The sequence below is a fragment of the Pseudoalteromonas sp. MMG013 genome (assembly GCF_018100885.1).
GTDB classification, from domain to species: Bacteria; Pseudomonadota; Gammaproteobacteria; order Enterobacterales; family Alteromonadaceae; genus Pseudoalteromonas; species Pseudoalteromonas aurantia.
In genome coordinates, this window is record NZ_JAGJEE010000001.1 from 63,397 (window position 1) to 82,247 (window position 18,851).

Here is an 18,851-nt window from a genome sequence, read left to right on the forward strand (position 1 = left end):
AAATCATTTGCAATAACTTTTGTAAAGTGTATATTCGCTACACCTCATACCCATTGTGTAAGTTTAGCGAAGTCATGTATTGAATGTGTGATAGCTTTACAACGCGTGGCACTGTTATTGGAATGTAATCTATGTCATTAGCTGAACAACTTAAAAAACACCCTCAAAATTATGTAGATATGGCGTTAAGTCCATGGCAAAGCAACATTATGGCCGGAAATCATGCGTTTGAGCGCGGCGCATTTTTAGAAGCTCGAGATAAATATGTTGCAGCTTGGACTTTAGCAACCCACTTACTTGAGCAATTTTGTAAAGTACAAGTAGATAGAAATGTATGCGGTGCAATTGAGCACTGTTGCCCAGCCGTTGTGGTCGCTGCACATAATCTGGCTGATTGTTATTTGGCAATGGGAAGGCCTGCACAAGCATGCCATAAATTATGTGATGCGCATGAGTTGGTATCGCAGTTGAGGCAACATCCAGATGAAAATATTGCAAAAATAGCTTGTCACCATATAAATAAAACCCGACAAGAGTTACTGCACTTTGCCAGTCATCACCCCCATTTTCCAGAGTTGATTGTACAGGTTAATAGCAGTATTAACGTCCCAATCAATAGTTCAATTACCCTACATTAGTAAAATAAACGAGGAATAATCATGGCTTTTACTCTACCGGCATTGCCATACGCTTATGATGCATTAGAGCCACATATTGATGCAAAAACAATGGAAATCCACCATACTCTGCATCACCAAACTTATATTAACAAAGCAAATGCTGCGCTGGAAGGCACAGAGTTCGCAGATAAACCAACACAATGGTTACTAAACAACATTTCGACACTACCTGAGTTATTGCAAAAGGCCGTCCAAGAGCACGTTGGCGGGCATAACAATCATAGTTTATTTTGGCAAGTAATGAGTCCTACAGGTGGTGTATTACAAGCGGGTGAATTAGCAAAGGCGATTGATCAAAAGTTTGGTAGTTTTGATACATTTAAAGAGCAATTTACGGCAGCAGCGGTGAGTAGGTTTGGGAGCGGCTGGGCATGGTTAGTGGTTGACGAAAATAAAGCGCTTCAAGTTACTAGTAGCTTAAACCAAGACAGTCCATTGATGGAGCAACACACACCAATATTAGGTTTGGATGTGTGGGAACATGCGTACTATCTAAAATATCAAAATCGTCGACCTGAATATATTGCGGCATTTTATAATGTAATTAATTGGACCGACGTTGAGCAACGGTACTTGGGTGCCTTGTAATAGATACACTATAAATAAACAATTGAGATAAATTGTTTGGTATTTAGTGCCATTTATGGCCATTCATAGCTTTCATATCAGTTAATATATAATCAATGATATAGATATGAGTGGTCACATGTATTCATCTGAAGTTTGTCAACAAGCAAGGAAAAGTCGAGATCATCGATTTGATGGGCTATTTTTTGTCGCGGTTAAAAGTACAGGTATTTACTGCCGGCCAATTTGTCCTGCACCGATGGCCCACGAAAAAAATGTCTCGTATTTTGAACATGCTTATAGTGCAGCAGCCGCGGGGTTTCGCCCCTGTATTCGTTGTCGACCAGATTCAGCACCAGGCAGTTATGCATGGCTTGGCGTAGAAACTACGGCGGTGAGAGCTAAAAAACTCATAGATGAAGGTGCGCTGAGTCATATGTCAGTTGAGGGGCTTTCGAATAGACTAGGTATATCTCAACGTTATTTAAATAAGCTTTTTAAAAGGTATTATGGCACTAGCCCAAAACAATATGTGTTGTACAAGCAATGTGATTTAGCGAAACAGCTGCTTCAACAAACACAGTTACCAATTTCCCAAATAGCGTTTGCCAGTGGCTTCAACTCATTGCGCCGTTTTAATGACGCATTTTCAAAACTATTTTCACTCAATCCCAGCCAGTTTAGAAAGGAACGCGTTATTTCCGATACGCCAATTAAGTTATTCATGGCTTTTCGCCCCCCTTACAATTGGTTCGCATTGCATCAGTTTTTTAGTGCGCGATTGATTGAACCAATAGAATGGCTAGGTGAAAGAAAGTACGGAAGAACGTACTCTTTGGGTGAGTATACGGGGGCATTTACAGCACACTTTGATGAATTGAACCATGGCTTTAATGTGGAAATTAAAATCAATGATATCCGTGGGCTTCATTTAGTTGTGGCGAACATTCGTCGCGTCTTGGATTTAGACGCAGATCCAGAGTTTATTAATCAATATCTGGAGGCGAATATACCGAGTGGCTTAATATTAGAACAAGGGCTACGTCTACCAGGGATTTGGGATGTGTTCGAAGCTGGTATTCGTGCCATTCTAGGTCAGCAAGTGAGTGTGTCAGCAGCTCGCAATTTGCTATGTATATTGGTTGAACATAAAGGTTTATCAGGTCAATCTAATGAACCGTTATTTCCAACTGCAAATGCTTTACAAAACTGTGAATTTGAGTTTTTTAAAATGCCAGGGGCAAGAAAGAGTGCTTTACGTAGTTTAGCTCAGTATTGCGTTGAGCATAAAAATAACGATGATTTAGATACATGGTTAGATATCAAAGGAGTCGGACCATGGACTGTTGATTACGTAAAAATGAGAGGACAAAGTAACCCAGATATATATCTAGGGGGAGATTTAGGTGTTAAAAAAGCTTTTGCACAGTGCGGATCATTTGATACCCAAACATGTGCACCGTTTCGCAGTTATCTGACATTCCACCTTTGGCGCACATTGTAGTTGTTATAGCCGGAAGCGTTGTATTTTTGTGTTTCAGCTAGATGACTGTTTAGTGCAACAATTTCGGCAATTTCGATGAATTTGCGTATACTAGAAAGAGGCTAACATATTTATAGGTCTTACTTTGTTATTACGTTGGTTGGTTAGTTTAGCTTTTGTGGCAGTGTCTCCATTCTCTTATGGCGTGAACTTAACGTTTTGTTATGAAGATAAGGAGCTGTCACCCGCATACATGGGCAACGGACAAGCAGTTCCCAGACACAATCCCGGTGCGGCAATTGAAATATTGCGCCGAGCTGATGCGCAAATCCCACAAGTCTCTTTTACTTATGTTCGTAAACCTTGGCAACGGTGTTTGCATGAACTGAAAAAGAACAAAGTCAATGCCGTAATTGCAAGTTACCGTACGGAAAGAGAAGCGTTTATGGTTTATCCATTTAACGCGGATGGTTCGGTGAATTCCACAGTGGCGATTAGCCGTTTTGGACGATGCATCGTTGGAAAAGAGGCGCTTTACCAACATATTCAAGCGCGTAACAAAGCACTCTCTTTGGCAATACCAAGTGGTTATTCAGCGGCATCAAGTATAGATACCAAACGTTTTGCTATTGTTAATACAAGCTCTCAAACAGAAGCTTATGATTTGGTTATGAAAGATGTTGTTGATGGCTCAATTGGTTTGTGTTTAATTAATGGTGAAAAAGTGCGCGCCTATCCTTATTCACAAGAGTTGGTATCCGTTTACCCACCTTTTGACATGAGCTATGGGTTTTTAACATTTTCAAAAGAGTTTTTTACACACAACAGCCATGAAATTAATTTGATTTGGTCTTTATTAGGTACTATGCCAGTCGCCGAGTTTTATATGGAGTACCTTGAAATGGATGATGACGGTATTGAGTAATATGGTTAATTCTAAGTGACGGTAAGGTCAACATAGCAAATTTGTATTTGGTTGGGTAGACTACGGCTAAATTTCTAGTGTGGAACGATTAAGAATGGCTCAACTTTATTTTTATTATTCAGCAATGAATGCGGGTAAATCTACCACTTTATTACAATCAGCATTTAACTATCGTGAAAGAGGGATGAATCCTTTTATTTTGACGGCGGCGATAGATAATCGCGCTCAAGTGGGTAAAGTCGCTTCTCGAATTGGACTACAAGCCGATGCGCATATTTATGCAAATGACACAGGTCTTAAACAATTAATCAAAACTCATCATAATGAAACTAAATTGGACTGTATTTTAGTTGATGAATGCCAATTTTTAACCAAAAAGCAAGTTGATGAATTAACTGACGTGGTTGACCAATTGGATATTCCCGTTTTATGTTACGGGTTAAGAACTGATTTTAGAAGCGAGTTGTTTGAAGGATCGCAATATTTGTTAGCTTGGGCTGATAAATTAATTGAACTGAAAACGATTTGTCATTGTGGACGCAAAGCGAACAGGGTGCTGCGTACTGATGAGCATGGCAAAGCGATTGCAGATGGGGCGCAAGTTGAAATTGGTGGAAATGACCGCTATGTTTCAGTCTGTAGACATCACTATAAAGCGGAGTTAAATCAAGTTTAAAACTTGAAAAATCACCTTATAGCGCCCAAGCTTAGCGTTAAAACTCCTTGGGCAGTTATGACAGATAGAAATAAACCTCTTGCGTTGTTTTCCAGTGAGCCTGAGCAGGCAAAGCCACAAGCAAGGCAACCCCAAATAGGCAACCATGATCCTTGGTATGTTTTAATTGTGGATGATGATGAGTCCGTTCATCAGCTGTCTAAGTTAGTATTAAGAAGCTATAAATTTGAGCAGCGCTCCCTTCAATTGGTGCATGCTTATAGTAAAATCGAAGCACTTACTATTTTAAAAGATTCACCAGATATTGCGCTGGTTTTGTTAGATGTCATTATGGAAAGTGATGAAGCAGGGCTTGAATGTGCGCAAGAAATTAGGCAAGTGTTACGTAACGAGACTATCAGGATTGTACTTAGGACTGGGCAACCAGGTTCTATTCCTGAACATGAATTGATGCTGAAATATGATATCAATGATTATAAAACGAAGACTGAGCTAACAAAAGAACGACTTTATACTGTTATTACCGCGTCTTTAAGATCATATGAACACCTAGTTAAACTCGCGAATATGGCCAAGAGGCTGTCGTCGTTTAATGAAGAACTGGAGCAATGTGTAGCCGAGCGCACTTATGAACTTGAGCAACGAAACATAGCGCTTGAATTGGCAAAACAAAAAATAGATGCGCAACAACAAGTGTTAGTGCAACAAGAAAAACTGGCATCCGTCGGGCAACTCGCTGCCGGCATTGCCCATGAAATTAACAATCCTTTGAGTGCCATTAGTAGTAATAACGAATTTATCTCTGAACATTTTACTAAGTTAAATGATGCTTGGGCGCGATTATGTATGGCGACGAGTGAGCATAATGAATTGGCAGAACTTGTTAAGGAAATAGAAGGGCAATTTGATTTACCTTGGATTCAAACTGAAAGTAAGGATTTGGTTAATGAAACAAAGCAAGGTTTAACGCGTATTGCACATATAGTTAGAGATTTGAGTGTTTTTACCAATTCAAGTCAACAAGTGAGCTCAGGTAATTGTATCCAAGATATTCTTGATACTGTCATTATTAACTTAAATTTAGAACCTTCATCCTCTTTTGAGTTGATGGTAGAGTGCAAAGATTCGTTTAGTGCCGCTGCTGATTTATTAGGCCAAGCCATTGGCTGTATATTGATAAATGCTTTGGAAGCACAGTGTGATATGAATCATACCGTTCATGTTAAAGCGATACGCCGAGATGCCTTTTTAGAGATAACAGTGATAGATTCAGGATGCGGTATTAGTACTGAGCATATTCATCAAATATTCGACCCGTTTTATACATCAAAGCCGATTGGTTCAGCGACTGGTTTGGGGTTAACTATCGCAAATTCAATAGTTAAAAGTCACAATGGCACAATTCATGTTGAAAGTGAAGTTGGCTTTGGTAGTACGTTTATTATCACATTACCGTTTTGGTAAATGCAGCTCAGCGCTCGCTTATCTCGCTATATTTTTTCAAAAAGTGTCGTCTTTTTTTATACGCCTCCGTCTTAAAGATGTAAAGACACTGAAATTACTTTAGAGGTAAAGCATGGTTAAATTAGTGAGTTTTAAAATATGTCCTTTTGTTCAAAGAGTCACTGCGGCGTTAGAGGCCAAAAATGTTCCTTATGAGATCCAATATATAAACCTTCAAGATAAGCCAGATTGGTTTTTGAATATTTCGCCTAATGGACAAGTTCCGGTCATGGTAAGTGAAAATGGAATCACGATATTTGAATCGGATGCTATCGTTGAATATATTGAAGATGAATATGGCCCATTGGAAACGAACGTAAGTAACGAGCAACGCGCTCTGGATAGGGCATGGAGTTATTTAGGTACTAAAAACTACTTAGCACAATGTGGCACCATGAGCAGTAAAAATGAAGAAACCTTCACAATGCGTGCTGGCAAGTTAAATGAAATATTTAATAAAATAGAAGCTCAGTTGTCAGGTAAAACACAATTTTTTAAATCAGACAGTCTAAGTAATGTAGATATCGCATGGTTACCGCTTTTACACCGAGCCGCCATTGTTAAAAAATATACAGGACATGACTTTTTATGTGATTTACCAAAAGCTCAGGCATGGCAAAGTGCAGTGCTGGCGACCACGATTATGGATAATACGGTCTCAGATGACTTTGAATTACAATTTAAAGACTTTTATCTGACAAATACTTATTTAGCAAACAACAGTCACGTAAATCAACCGAGTAGCAGCAATTTAAGTGCTTGTTGTTAATTGTTATAAGAGGAGTGCCGAGAGGCACTTCTTCTCACCGATATTTTACGTGATTGGAGCTCAAGGAATATTTTATGAACTTAGAAGCTATTTGGGCTGATTATCAAAGTAGCGTCAAGGCGTTTTTGTACAAGCATATTTCAAACCCAAGTGATGTCGAAGACTTATTACAAGACATTCTGATCAAGACTTATCAAAACCTAGATACAGTGAAAGATACGAAAAAAGTTAAATCCTGGGTATTCCAAATCGCGAATCATGCAATTATAGACTTTTACCGGAAACGAGCCACTATCTCTAAAATAAATAAACAGGTGATTTGGTATGAGTTAGCTGAGGAAGATATCTATAGTCAACTTTCTCACTGTGTCACTGCATTTATTAACGGGTTACCAGACAGTGAAGCAAAGCTACTTACCGCAATTGATATTGATGGCATTTCACAGAAGGATTATGCAGCCTTAAACGGGATGAAATACTCAACGTTAAAGTCACGGGTAAAAAAAAGTCGGCAAAATCTGAGCGAATTATTTAATCAGTGTTGTGAATTATCGATAAATTCAAAAGGGGAATTAATCGATTTTGATAAGAGAGATAAAAAATGCTCATCCTGTTAGGCGCATTTTGTTAATCGCACCATCTGTTTACTTTATGCTAAGTATTTACGCCTCAAGACGTATAGGTAAGGCCACTTATCTATCACGGCTAACCCTCATCAGCACAGCATTCGTCTTGTAAAAATGCGATAACAGACAGTAATTTTTCATACTCAACAACACAGTAAAGTGTTCTACCCTCACGTCTTTGTTTAATTAACCCAGCAGAAGCTAAACTTGAAATATGGTGTGACAATGTAGAGCCAGGAATTTGTAACTCTTCTTGAACAACTCCAACAGCAATACCTTGTTCACCCGCTTTTACTAGCCGCTTAAAAATAGTTAACCGTGTTGGGTGGCCAAGCTCCTTAAGTGCTTTAGCAATCGTTTCTATTTCCAAAATAACACCTCAAAAACTCTTTATATTTCGATATTACTAGAAATGTATTGACAATGATACTGTTTCCTATATATTTCGATATAACTGGAATTATGGAATTGTTTTTGATCATGAATATCACAGAAAATATGGTGTTTGAAGCACTGCACATGTTCGTTTTTCTGGCTATTGAGTTAACCGTACTATTTTTACTGATTAGCTATCTTGTTGGGGCACTTCAAGCGTATATCCCGCCAGATAAAATACGGGACATATTAAGTAGTAAAAATGGTAAGGGGTATATTATTGCAGGGTTTCTTGGCGCTATTACGCCTTTTTGTTCATGCTCAACTATCCCATTTTTAAAAGGGTTGTTAAGAGCTAAAGCAGGCTTTGGCACTATGATGGTATTTCTATTTGCCAGCCCCTTACTTAATCCAATTATTATCGGGTTATTTGCAGTAACATTTGGATGGAAAGTCACAGTTTTTTATTTTGTCATGGCTATGGGCGTGTCTGTGGTCGCAGGGTTTTTGTTAGAAAAGCTAGGCTTTGAGAAGTATATCCGTCCTGAAGCTTACGTCGAGCCTAAGATAAGTCGCTGTTCTACGAGTGGTCGTAAGGAAAGTAAACCAGTAAACAAGTGGTTTGAAATATGGATTGTGACATGGGCTGATTTCAAAAAAGTACTGCCTTTTTTAGTCGGAGGCATTGCGATTGGTTCATTGATCTATGGCTTTATGCCTACTGAATTTGTAGCAAGAGTCGCCAGTGATGACAACCCATTGGCAATACCCTTTGCTGCGATAATTGGGATTCCATTGTATATACGTGCTGAAGCAGTGATCCCATTAAGCGCAGCATTAGCAGCCAAAGGTATGGGATTAGGGGCGGTCATGGCGTTGGTGATAGGTAGTGCTGGAGCAAGCCTTACTGAAGTCGTGTTATTAAAATCTATTTTTAAAAATCAGATGATAGTTGCATTTTTAGTCGTGATATTGTCAATGGCTGTGAGTGCAGGCTACTTATACTCATATCTTTTTTAATCGTGGTATCTCCAACAGGTTTAGAATATTCAAAATAGTCATATCAGTGAATTGAAGCTGGTATGCATAAAGTAGAGACAATAGGCGTTTGTTGCATGTGACGTATACAGCGAAACTGAAAGTTGTTTTACGTCTTTATCACAATAGCGACGTCTTATTGTTGTTAGTTATAAGTGTAAAGAGAGGATATATGTTTCAAATTACCCCAAAACATACCAATACTCGTCATAAATTCATAAAGAGCGATAGCAAGATGCTACAGCAAATTTATGGTACAGATGATGTCACACCTTATTGGATAGCTGATATGGATTTCCCCATTGCTTCTCCAATAACGAATGTAATGCAGCAATTAGTTAACCGTGAGCTGTATTCTTATGAATTCGATTCTCAAACTGTTTTTGAGGCTATTTCAACATGGAATAAAGAACGACATAATCTTGATTTGAAGCCAGAGCATTTTGTACAAGTTCCAGGAGTACTAAGTGCCATTGCAATGTTGATACGTGATTTCACTCATGAAGGGGATGGTATTTTAATCCAAACACCCGTATACCACCAATTTCGTAGGTTGATTGAATCAGCAGGGCGGCAGGTAATAAATAACCCTTTAAAAATTGAGGGTGACCAGTATGTTATTGATTTCGAAGACTACGAACAACAGCTGAAAAGTGGAAATATAGCAATGATATTGTTGTGTAACCCACATAATCCAGTTGGTAGGGTATGGACTAAATCGGAATTACAGAAGCTTGTTTCGATTGCAAAAAAATATAATACAACAATAATTAGTGACGAGGTGCATGGCGATATTATTTTTGACGGCGCGAGATTCACAAGTATTGCATCGTTAGATTATAACAATAGTTTAACAATTATCGGTTCACCCGCAAAAAACTTTGGATTAAATAGTATCTCAAATGGTTACATTTACAGTGATAATCAGATGCTACGAGAAAAAATTAAAGCAACGTCGAGTTCTATGTCGCTAGACCATGCAAATGCAGTAACTATGTATGCCACGATTGCAGCATATCAACATGGTCAAGAGTGGTTTGATGGATTTTTGAATTATACACAAATAACCCGTAACTGGATTGTTGACTTTATGGCCAAGCAGCTTCCCCAAGTTAAAACATTTTTACCACAAGGTACAAATCAAATTTGGTTTGATTTTTCTGGGTTGGATTTGAAACCAAAACAATTAAAGGCGTTGTTAACTCTAGAAGCTAAAATAGCGTTAACACCTGGCACATGGTTTGGTGAGGAGGATGAAAATTTTTATCGTATGAACTTTGCATCTCCATTAGAAAAGGTACAAGCTTCGCTTCAATTACTTAAATCTAAAGTGGGTTGAAGAATAGGTGATATTCAAGTGCAGGTCGCTAATTTTTTCATTTTCCTGAGATGGATCTCGACAATGTTGGCGATTAAGAGGACCATTGTTGGGCGGTAGGTACGTAGCTTATTTATTTTTTTAATTATAGAGTGATATATTAATGTACATCACAACCTCAGTTTGTGATGTACCCAGATGTTATTGGCAGAGCAATGTTTTACGTTGCTCTCGATTTATAAATGTCCACGCTATAAATCGACTTTGTTTTTGTCCTTGAGCCATTTTTATCACTTTAACCTCAACAGGTTGCAATTTATTTAGTGCTTTTTTGAGTGGCTGCAAATTGTCTTTGTTAGAGACTAATGACGTAAACCACACGCATTGCTGTGAAAAAAGCCTACTTTCATTGATCATTGTTTTAATAAATCGCAGTTCACCACCCGTACACCATAGCTCAGGTGCGTGCCCGCCAAAATTAAGTGTTTTTGGAGGGGTCTTTCCTAAGTTTTTCCATTTACGCTGAGTGCCTGCGCTTGCGGCTTTTTCGCTGCTATGGAATGGGGGGTTACACATGGAGAAATGCAGCGTTTGATTTGGCATAATGACATTTTTGAAAATAAACTCTGCGTTAGGTTGATGAATGACTTTAATAGGTAATTTGTTTGCTGTACAAATTGTTTGAGCACTTTTCACTGCTTTTAAATTAATATCAGAGCCAATAAATTGCCACTTGTATTGCGCATTTCCAATGAGCGGGTAAATCACATTTGCGCCGGTGCCAATATCAAGCCCATATATTTGACAAAGATTGTCTTGTTTGCAGGTCATGTCACACTCTAACAGGTCTGCAATACCGTGAATGTAATCGGCTCTTCCTGGTACTGGTGGACATAAAAATTCGTCAGCTATATCCCAATACTTCACGCCATAATGGTGTTGTAACAGTGCTTTGTTTAGGGTCTTCACTGCTGTTTTATTGGCAAAATCAATGCTGGTATCCCCTCGGGGTGTCACTATGGTGAACTCGGATAACGCAGGCAGTGTGGTGATCAAAGCTTTAAAGTCATAGCCCTGTTTATGTTGGTTTCTTGAATGCATATAAATTCTAGCTGTGTTTGATTTTTACATTATAGCGAAGTCATAGACATCTCGACCAGCACTGAATTTTCTTTATGTGTCGCTATGCAATTGATGGAAGTGAATTCAACTGGTACGATGAGGTGGGTTGATAATAATAATGATGAAATGATGATAAAACAAACCTCTTTATACTGCGAGTTAACAAACCAACAAACACTGCATTTAAGACATATTTATAAAGAAGGCGTAAACGGGCCTTGCATTTTTTTTATGCATGGTGCAGTTGAGAACGGCAAAATCTTTTATTCAGAAAAGAATAAGGGGTTGGCTCCTTATTTAGCAGAGCAAGGGTTTCACTGCTATGTTGCTGACTTAAGAGGGCGAGGAAAAAGCCTGCCTGCAATCTCTAAGACATCGATGTATGGTCAGACAGAAGCGATCTTAGAAGATTTCCCAGCAATGCTTGCGTTTATTGAAAGTCATCATGGCAGTTTTCCTAAATACTGGGTTGCACATTCATGGGGCGGCGTATTAATGAATAGTTATTTTGCACGCTTTCCCGAGGTAATAAACAAGGTCGCATCATGTGTTTATTTTGGGTCAAAGCGGAGTTTATATAACCATCATATTAGTAAATATTTCCAGGCCAATTTATTGTGGTTTGGCCTCGCGCATTTATACACAAAAAAGTATGGCTTTTTACCAGCGAAAAAGTTGAAGTGGGGCAGTGACAATGAAACGCGTAAATCGCATCGACAAAGTGCTCTATGGGCAAAACGAGCCCCATGGGTTGATAGTGATGATGGATTTGATTACGCAAAAGTACTCAAAAATAAAGCGCTTCCACCGGTACTGCATGTAGCTGGTGTTAATGACAAAGCCCTAGCTCAACCTGTTGATATTGAAAAATTTATTGATGAGTCGGGTTGCGGCATTCAAAAAATGACGATATACGGGCGAAAATATGGGTATAGCTTTGATTATGGTCATATTGATATGCTTACACATACGCTCGCCCATCAAGATCAGTTTAAAGACCTCATATCATGGTTTACTCAGTATTCTGAGCCGGAAGTAGTTGTGACATAAGTTTTTCATAATGACGCCAGTTTGACCTTGGGGCTTGGTTTATAGGTTGGCGAACTTGAGACTTACTCAAAGTGTGCACTTTATGTCGAGCTTTATGAAACTCTAAGCACTGAGGTTGAAAATCTTGATACATAAAACTCAAAACTTTCCGTATTTGCATAGTTGGATCGTCTAATAGATCTTCGTAACTTAAGCTATAGATGCTTCGAGGTATCATGGCTTTAAAGTGATGCATGGTGTCGTCGTGGTATTGGGCATATAATTGAAATTCACTGAGAGAACAAAAATAGGGCTCGTTCTCAGCAAAGTGATTGCTAAATACTGACCAAGCAGTGGCATTGAAGCTACGAGTTAGGTGAATGATACGGGCCTCAGGAAACAATTTATAGATTAGCCCTATATTCTGAAAATTCGCAGGGAGCTTGTTTATTACAGTTTGTTCGCCGACACGATGCTTTTTGACTTCATCAATATAGAGTGCGCGGCAGTGGTCCAACACGGAAGTAGTCAAATTTTGTAAACATTCAGGAAAAGCTGATTCTGAGCGATGCATTAAAAAAGGAACTAGTTTATCACTAATAACTGTACTCTCTCCCATGCTCCCTATATTGCTATGTTGAATAAGCATCTGCTCTAATAGCGTTGAACCAGTTCTTGGTAGCCCTAGAATAAAGGTGGGTACAAATGTGGTTTTGACTTTGTCATTAGGGGATTCAAAAAAGTCACTGTTACAATGAGCTTTGATGCTGTCATAAAAGGGTTGCATATATTCGGTGCGAAAATCACAGTATTCTAATTGCGTACTATTTGCCAGCTTAAAGTAATCAAACGCTTGGTTGAAATCATCTAGCCTGTGACAACATTTAGCTAGTGCATAATAGACCACCACCTTTAAGCGGTTGTTATCATATTCATTCAGCAATTCATGTAAAGGCGTTAAATAGCCATCGAGATTTGCTTTGGGCGCTATCTGCACGAGTTCATAGAGCATAAAAGCGGTGACGGCGCCTTTTGGGCAGGTGATACCTTTTTCAAATGTACGTCTAGCGTTGTCGATGAAACCATGATCCAAATAAAATTGACCAAGCTGATAATGTGCTTGTGAATTATGCTGTGCGACGGTTAGTGTATATTCAAGCACTGTTTTGGCATCAACAGGTGAACCTGCTTCAATAAATGCGTCAGCAAGGGCAAACAATGGATCGAGCATTTTAGGGAGGTATTCACAAGCCCGTTTTAAATAGTAAATCGCGCTATCGTATTCTTCTAAGCGCATACAAATTCGGCCCAACCCAAATAAAGCAGGCCCATTCTTTTGGTTCTCCTTCAAGACCGCCTTAAACATAAATTCGGCTTCTCGAAGTTGGTTATCGGCCAATAACTCGTTGGCTCTTTTAAGTAGTAGCATGTATTTTTTATAAACGGATATTCAATAGTTAGATAATAAAAATAAAAAGGCGAAATAGCTATTGCCATTTCGCCTTTGCTGCTGGGTTACAGTAAATTAGAACGTATATGTTGCTTTAACGTAATAGAAGCCACCATTGATCCCGTACGGAGAGGTTTCATAATACTTTCCACCCCAGTTATTATTTGGAATGCCTGTTGCACCCACAAAATCTAACTTTTCAGGTTCTTGGTCAAATAGGTTGTTTGCGCCGACACTGATACTCACTGATTCAGTTGCAAAATAGGTGACTTCAGCATCGATAGTTACAGAAGCATCAGCAATTTTTGCAGTTTGGTCGAAATCAACGTGTACGCCTTGATACTCACCAAAGTAGTTAGCACGTACGAATGAAGACACGGTTTCCCACTGCGAAGACCACGTAAATGATGAGCGGTGTTTAGGTAAGTCTTCTTCTAAGCGTTTTACTTTGAAGTCACCTGTAATTGCAGAAAACTTATCTACTGTGGTCTCATTCCAGTTGTAAGCAAATGCAAAGGTTGAGTAACCATCTAATAAATCCATAGAGTAGTTTGCAACAACGTCTACACCCTGCGTCGTGGTATCAAAGTCATTGGTGAAAAAGCTTACTTGGGCTAATCCATCAACATTTGGTACGCCAGCCGCTTTAAGTGCTGTTTTGTCTGCCTGTGTCAGCTCAATCTTTTCTGATTGACTAATACGGTCAGTTACTTCGATGTTGTAGTAATCTACGGTTAAGAATAAATCACCAGATTGGTAAACGGCACCAAACGTATAGCTTTGCGATTCTTCTGGTTGTAGCTCACTACCGCCAAGTTGCACTGCGATAGGGTTTGTCGGTGGCAATAAAGCTGAATCAACTAAAACACCACTGCTTAAGTTGGTTTGTACGTTACTTACATTTGCTTGGCCAACTGTGGGTGCTCTAAAACCAGTACTGATTGAACCTCGCAGAGATAAGTCGTCGGTTGCTTGATATTGTGCAGTTACTTTGTAGTTTGTTGTAGAGCCAAATGAATCGTAATCTTCATAGCGCAGTGCCCAACCCATTAAAAACTCGTCAGTAAAAGGTGTTTCAATATCGATATACGCGCCATAGTTACGACGGGTAAACACACCAGCTGCCGAAGGCTGGAACCCAGGGAAGCCATTTGACCCAATACCAAAACCTTGTTGTGTTAATGGGCCAGGTAAGAATGATGCTTCATCACCTGAAACGACTTCGAACGACTCTTCATGCCACTCAAGACCAGCAGCAACGTTGACTTCATAGGCTAAATCGAAATCGTAGCCTTTTGAAATATCTGCATTAAAATTCTTTTCTAGTTGAATGTATTTACCTGGGCTGAAATCTTGTGGGCTATCTGGGCCTAAAGATGCATTCACTGTGTTAGTAATAAAATACCGTGATTCATTGCGTCCCACAGAGCCGCTTAAGTCGAAATATGCACCTTCAAAGTAACCTTCATCAATTTCACCTTTTGTACCAACAGTGAAAGAGGTATCTGTTATGTTACCACCAAAAAATGGCGTGAAACCAGCCGGTAATACTTGGTTAAATGCAAAACAATTGGCAGCAGTCAGTGAATCTAACGCAGCTTGATCAGGTAAACCATTGGTGCCAATTTCGACAACCGGGCAGTTTAATTGTTGATCATAGCCATCAAGTGAGCCAACGAGTATGGTAGGCATTGCGGCATCCCATAACTTTTGTTGTTCAACATCATTAGGATCGCGGCGTGATGGTGTGCCATTTACATTACGTATCACACCTCCGTATACACCTGGGCGAGTTGTTGGGTTACGATAGTAAAATCCACCTCGTACATCTCGTTCAGAGTAGTTACCAAACATATAAAATTGGTCATTATTAGATATGTCTAAACCGACATTAGCAAATAAAGAGATATCATCATTAATTTCAGGTGCACCCCAAACTTGGGCTGGGTCTCGAACGCCTTCTAAGCCTGCCGAAGCAAATGCTGCCGCATCAGGGCGTTGTACGCTGCGACTCGTTGGATCAGCTTCTTTGTACTGGAAACTTAAGTTCGCGAAACCGTCATCAGAAAAGGGTAATCCAACGTTACCTTCGTACGTTGTTGCATCACCGTCTCCTTCGAAGTATTGACCTTTCTTAACTGAGAAACTGCCGCCTTCAGATGCGTCTTTTAATACAAAGTTAATTACACCTGCAATTGCATCAGAACCATATTGTGCAGCTGCACCATCACGCAGAACCTCAACTTGTTTCAGTGCAATACTGGGTATCGTTGAAATATCTGGTCCTTGGGCTCCATCATTGATGCCACCGCCCAAAAATGCAATAACAGATGAACGGTGACGACGTTTACCATTCAATAAAATGAGCGTGCTATCGGCAGGTAAGCCACGTAAGTTCGCCGGACGTACTAAAGAAGCGGCATCACTAATTGGATTTTGGTGAACATTGAGCGATGGCACGGAGCCTTTTAGTAACTCAAGCATATCATCGCCACCACCTTTCGATAGTTCCTCGCCACCGATGATGTCGATTGGAACTGGTGAGTCACCAACCGAACGAGGCGCAGCCCGAGAGCCAACGACGGCAATTTTTTCTATTTTCTTGTCGGTTGCTTCATCCCCCTCCGCAGCGATAGCCGACGTTGACATAATGCCCATTGTGGCAGTTGAAGCGAGCGCGTACGTTAAAGCACGGCTTACCTTATTTAATTGTAATTTCATCCTGTTTCCCCAGTTGTTCTATTGTTGTCATAAGTTAAATAGAGCTCGGTATTATTATTTGAGCTTCTGAATATATACATATCATTAACTTAGGATGCAAATTAAATTTGCATCTTTTCAAACTTAGCAGTGTTTTTAATAAAGGCAAATATTTTGATAAGTTTATGTAATTAAATGAGGTTTTTGGTTGTTTTTTGAACTTTTCATCGGCGGAAATCAGTATTTTTCTAAAGGTTTAGTTAGATTTCTCCAATACTTCACTCTTTTGAACGCTTATTATCCATGCTTTTCGAGCGACACGGTACTCATCCCATACACAAGGACAGCAACTACCGCCCCCACAGCAATCATCAGAACGTGGCTTGGTTGGTTCTGGAAGGGGAGTATCAGTATTTTGATTATTAAGCTCAGACATAATGCGTGCAGTAATTAAGACTAAAATCACATAGTAACATAGGTCTTTCTTTTGCTACACTGTCTTCATAATACATACGTGTTTATAAGTGATAATGCGCCTAATTAGAGTAGTTCATAAGGCTCCGTTGAGAGTTGCAAAAATAACAAAGCGAAAACAGCAAGTGCGCTTGAGGCGTACAATGTTGGCTCTTAAAGGTGCTTTAGCTCAAGAAAAGCAAGAGACAAAAGAGATGCTCACAATCTATAAACGCTATACGATGGGGGAAGGAAATAAATCAGACTTAAAGGTGGCGAATAAGCAGCTAGTCGACATTTTGAAAGGGCTTGGTCTTGGTGTGTTTGCTGTTTTACCGTTTGCGCCTATTACGATTCCATTGATCGTAAAATTAGGACAATGGGTTGGTGTTGATGTATTACCGAGTTCTTTCTCCGTCAATAACAAGTCAAATCATAACCGTAAATAAGTGATCTCGAACGCGTAACTTGGTATTCTAAATTTAGAATTTACCAGATAGAGAGTATTATGCGCGGATTACTTGTCCACTCTGATCAAGGAACACCCTTACACTTTGTTGAGAAAGCCCAATTAGACAATTGGCTAAACAACCAAACTCATTATGTTGCGAATGTAGTTAATGCATGTCGCAGTCAATCATCACCAGTATTTACCATTACAGATGCGAATAGCAGCGAATTGCAGTTGGTCCTGTGTGTAGTGGATGAACTGGAAAGCATGTGGTTAGCTGGAGATCTTGCTAAGCAATTACCGAAAGGTCAGTATCAAATTCAAGGAGCACATGAGTTTGTAGAGCAGCAGGCGCTTAGCTTTATTCTCGGTGCTTATCAGTTCTCAGCATATAAATCGTTACCTAAAATAGAGGCGTGCTTAGCAGTCAGCGACGCGGCAATATTTAAGAAAGTATATCAACAAGCTGAGTCAATTTACTTAGTTCGAGATTTAGTGAATACACCAGCGGCAGATATGATGCCTCAGCATCTTGCTGAGACAATGATTGAGCTAGCAGAGCGCTTTGACGGGCAGTTTAACGAACTGATTGGTGATGAGTTACTCGAACATAATTATCCGACTGTGCATATGGTTGGACGTGCCAGTGATAACAAACCACGGTTGCTAGATTTGGTTTGGGGGAATGAGTCGCATGCAAAACTCACCCTGGTGGGCAAAGGCGTTTGTTTTGACTCGGGTGGCTTGGACTTAAAACCAGCTGCTGGTATGCGCAATATGAAAAAAGATATGGGCGGAGCTGCTCATGTTATCGGTTTAGCACAAATGATTATGGCTGCTAATTTACCGGTACGCCTAAGAGTGTTAGTACCTGCGGTTGAAAACGCGGTGTCACGCAATGCATTTAGGCCAGGCGATGTTATTAAAACGCGTAAAGGTATTACTGTAGAAATTGATAACACGGACGCTGAAGGGCGTTTGATCTTGTGTGATGCACTCGCAGAAGCGCAAAATGACAAACCTGACTTGTTAATGGATTTTGCGACACTGACGGGCGCGTGCAGAGTTGCGTTAGGTACAGAGTTACCAGGCTTTTTTAGTACAGATCACACTGTAGCAAGTGGGCTTGTTGAACAAGGATTACTTAATCAAGATCCCGTTTGGCAGCTGCCATTGTTTGATCAATACAAAGGATTATTTAAAAGTGAAATAGCTGATATTTCTAACTGTGGTTCAACCCCTTTTGGTGGCGCTATCACGGCTGCACTGTACTTAAAAGAGTTTGTTGAACCTGCACAAACACCTTGGGTACATTTTGATGTGATGGCTTGGAATGTTCGTTCATTACCGGGTCGTCCAGCAGGTGGGGAAGGGTTAGGCCTACGTGCAACCTTTTCTTATTTAGAAAAACGTTATTCGGCATAATATTGCAAGAGTGTGGTGAACCACACATCGCACTCTTGCGCTTCTATGTTTTGTGCTCAAGGTATAATTCAAAGCGGTAAACATAGTCTTGTTGTCTATGTTTTCGGATCCAAATAAATAGTCGCGTTAACCAGCTCTGCTAGGTCAGCCTAACTTAAGTCTGTACATTACCATCAAGTATATATGATTCGAAGAGAATAGGGACACCAAAGGCTAAAGGGACCGTTTGCTTTGTAGAGCGAACAGTTTAAGCAAAAATTC

The 18,851-nt window shown here is 39.7% G+C and carries 18 protein-coding genes; 13 read left to right on the top strand and 5 right to left on the bottom strand.

Annotation, left to right across the window (positions count from 1 at the left end; translation table 11 throughout):
- Positions 1-131: 131 nt before the first annotated feature.
- From J8L98_RS00285 to sigZ, 8 genes are all read left to right on the top strand, one after another.
- Complete coding sequence (locus J8L98_RS00285) at positions 132-638, top strand: hypothetical protein (protein ID WP_192510024.1); 507 nt, start codon at positions 132-134, stop codon at positions 636-638.
- Positions 639-659: 21 nt separating this feature from the next.
- The gene (locus J8L98_RS00290; protein ID WP_210994768.1) at positions 660-1,268 is read left to right on the top strand and encodes a superoxide dismutase; all 609 of its coding nucleotides are present in this window, start codon (positions 660-662) and stop codon (positions 1,266-1,268) included.
- A 118-nt stretch (positions 1,269-1,386) separates the two neighbouring features.
- Positions 1,387-2,751, top strand: a complete 1,365-nt coding sequence (locus tag J8L98_RS00295) for an AlkA N-terminal domain-containing protein (RefSeq protein WP_210994769.1) — start codon at positions 1,387-1,389, stop codon at positions 2,749-2,751.
- A 124-nt stretch (positions 2,752-2,875) separates the two neighbouring features.
- Positions 2,876-3,655 (top strand): amino acid ABC transporter substrate-binding protein, encoded by a 780-nt coding sequence (locus J8L98_RS00300; protein WP_210994770.1) that lies wholly within the window; start codon positions 2,876-2,878, stop codon positions 3,653-3,655.
- Positions 3,656-3,749: 94 nt separating this feature from the next.
- Entirely contained in the window at positions 3,750-4,331 is a 582-nt protein-coding gene (locus tag J8L98_RS00305; protein WP_210994771.1) for a thymidine kinase, read from the top strand.
- 57 nt (positions 4,332-4,388) lie between these two features.
- Positions 4,389-5,795 (top strand): ATP-binding protein, encoded by a 1,407-nt coding sequence (locus J8L98_RS00310; RefSeq protein WP_210994772.1) that lies wholly within the window; start codon positions 4,389-4,391, stop codon positions 5,793-5,795.
- Between the two features lie 112 nt (positions 5,796-5,907).
- Positions 5,908-6,603: a glutathione S-transferase family protein gene (locus J8L98_RS00315; protein ID WP_210994773.1), complete on the top strand. Its 696-nt coding sequence runs from the start codon at positions 5,908-5,910 to the stop codon at positions 6,601-6,603.
- 74 nt (positions 6,604-6,677) lie between these two features.
- On the top strand, positions 6,678-7,220 hold the full coding sequence (gene sigZ, locus J8L98_RS00320) for an RNA polymerase sigma factor SigZ (protein ID WP_210994774.1): 543 nt from the start codon (positions 6,678-6,680) through the stop codon (positions 7,218-7,220).
- An 88-nt stretch (positions 7,221-7,308) separates the two neighbouring features.
- Here the strand turns inward: sigZ and J8L98_RS00325 are convergent, their stop codons facing one another.
- Complete coding sequence (locus J8L98_RS00325) at positions 7,309-7,599, bottom strand: metalloregulator ArsR/SmtB family transcription factor (RefSeq protein WP_210994775.1); 291 nt, start codon at positions 7,597-7,599, stop codon at positions 7,309-7,311.
- A gap of 110 nt (positions 7,600-7,709) precedes the next feature.
- On the opposite strand from J8L98_RS00325, the gene J8L98_RS00330 reads away from it, so the two are divergent.
- Complete coding sequence (locus J8L98_RS00330) at positions 7,710-8,624, top strand: permease (protein ID WP_210994776.1); 915 nt, start codon at positions 7,710-7,712, stop codon at positions 8,622-8,624.
- Positions 8,625-8,814: 190 nt separating this feature from the next.
- Entirely contained in the window at positions 8,815-9,981 is a 1,167-nt protein-coding gene (locus J8L98_RS00335; RefSeq protein ID WP_210994777.1) for an aminotransferase class I/II-fold pyridoxal phosphate-dependent enzyme, read from the top strand.
- Positions 9,982-10,161: 180 nt separating this feature from the next.
- On the opposite strand, the gene rlmF is transcribed toward J8L98_RS00335, so the two are convergent.
- On the bottom strand, positions 10,162-11,061 hold the full coding sequence (gene rlmF, locus J8L98_RS00340; RefSeq protein WP_210994778.1) for a 23S rRNA (adenine(1618)-N(6))-methyltransferase RlmF: 900 nt from the start codon (positions 11,059-11,061) through the stop codon (positions 10,162-10,164).
- A 147-nt stretch (positions 11,062-11,208) separates the two neighbouring features.
- Here rlmF and J8L98_RS00345 point away from each other — a divergent pair, with 147 nt between their 5' ends.
- A complete protein-coding gene (locus J8L98_RS00345) occupies positions 11,209-12,132 on the top strand; it encodes an alpha/beta fold hydrolase (protein WP_210995044.1) in 924 nt (307 codons plus the stop codon).
- Here the strand turns inward: J8L98_RS00345 and J8L98_RS00350 are convergent.
- The 3 genes from J8L98_RS00350 to J8L98_RS00360 form a co-directional block, all read right to left on the bottom strand.
- Positions 12,095-13,540 (bottom strand): sulfotransferase, encoded by a 1,446-nt coding sequence (locus J8L98_RS00350; RefSeq protein ID WP_210994779.1) that lies wholly within the window; start codon positions 13,538-13,540, stop codon positions 12,095-12,097. The genes J8L98_RS00345 and J8L98_RS00350 overlap by 38 nt on opposite strands.
- Before the next feature lie 96 nt (positions 13,541-13,636).
- On the bottom strand, positions 13,637-16,282 hold the full coding sequence (locus J8L98_RS00355; protein ID WP_210994780.1) for a TonB-dependent receptor: 2,646 nt from the start codon (positions 16,280-16,282) through the stop codon (positions 13,637-13,639).
- A 235-nt stretch (positions 16,283-16,517) separates the two neighbouring features.
- A complete protein-coding gene (locus J8L98_RS00360; protein ID WP_210994781.1) occupies positions 16,518-16,697 on the bottom strand; it encodes an oxidoreductase-like domain-containing protein in 180 nt (59 codons plus the stop codon).
- Positions 16,698-16,791: 94 nt separating this feature from the next.
- On the opposite strand from J8L98_RS00360, the gene J8L98_RS00365 reads away from it, so the two are divergent.
- Positions 16,792-17,163 carry a hypothetical protein gene (locus tag J8L98_RS00365; protein WP_192510038.1) on the top strand — a complete coding sequence of 124 codons (372 nt, stop codon included), beginning with the start codon at positions 16,792-16,794 and terminating at the stop codon, positions 17,161-17,163.
- 59 nt (positions 17,164-17,222) lie between these two features.
- Entirely contained in the window at positions 17,223-18,590 is a 1,368-nt protein-coding gene (locus J8L98_RS00370) for a leucyl aminopeptidase family protein (RefSeq protein ID WP_210994782.1), read from the top strand.
- Positions 18,591-18,851 lie beyond the last annotated feature (261 nt).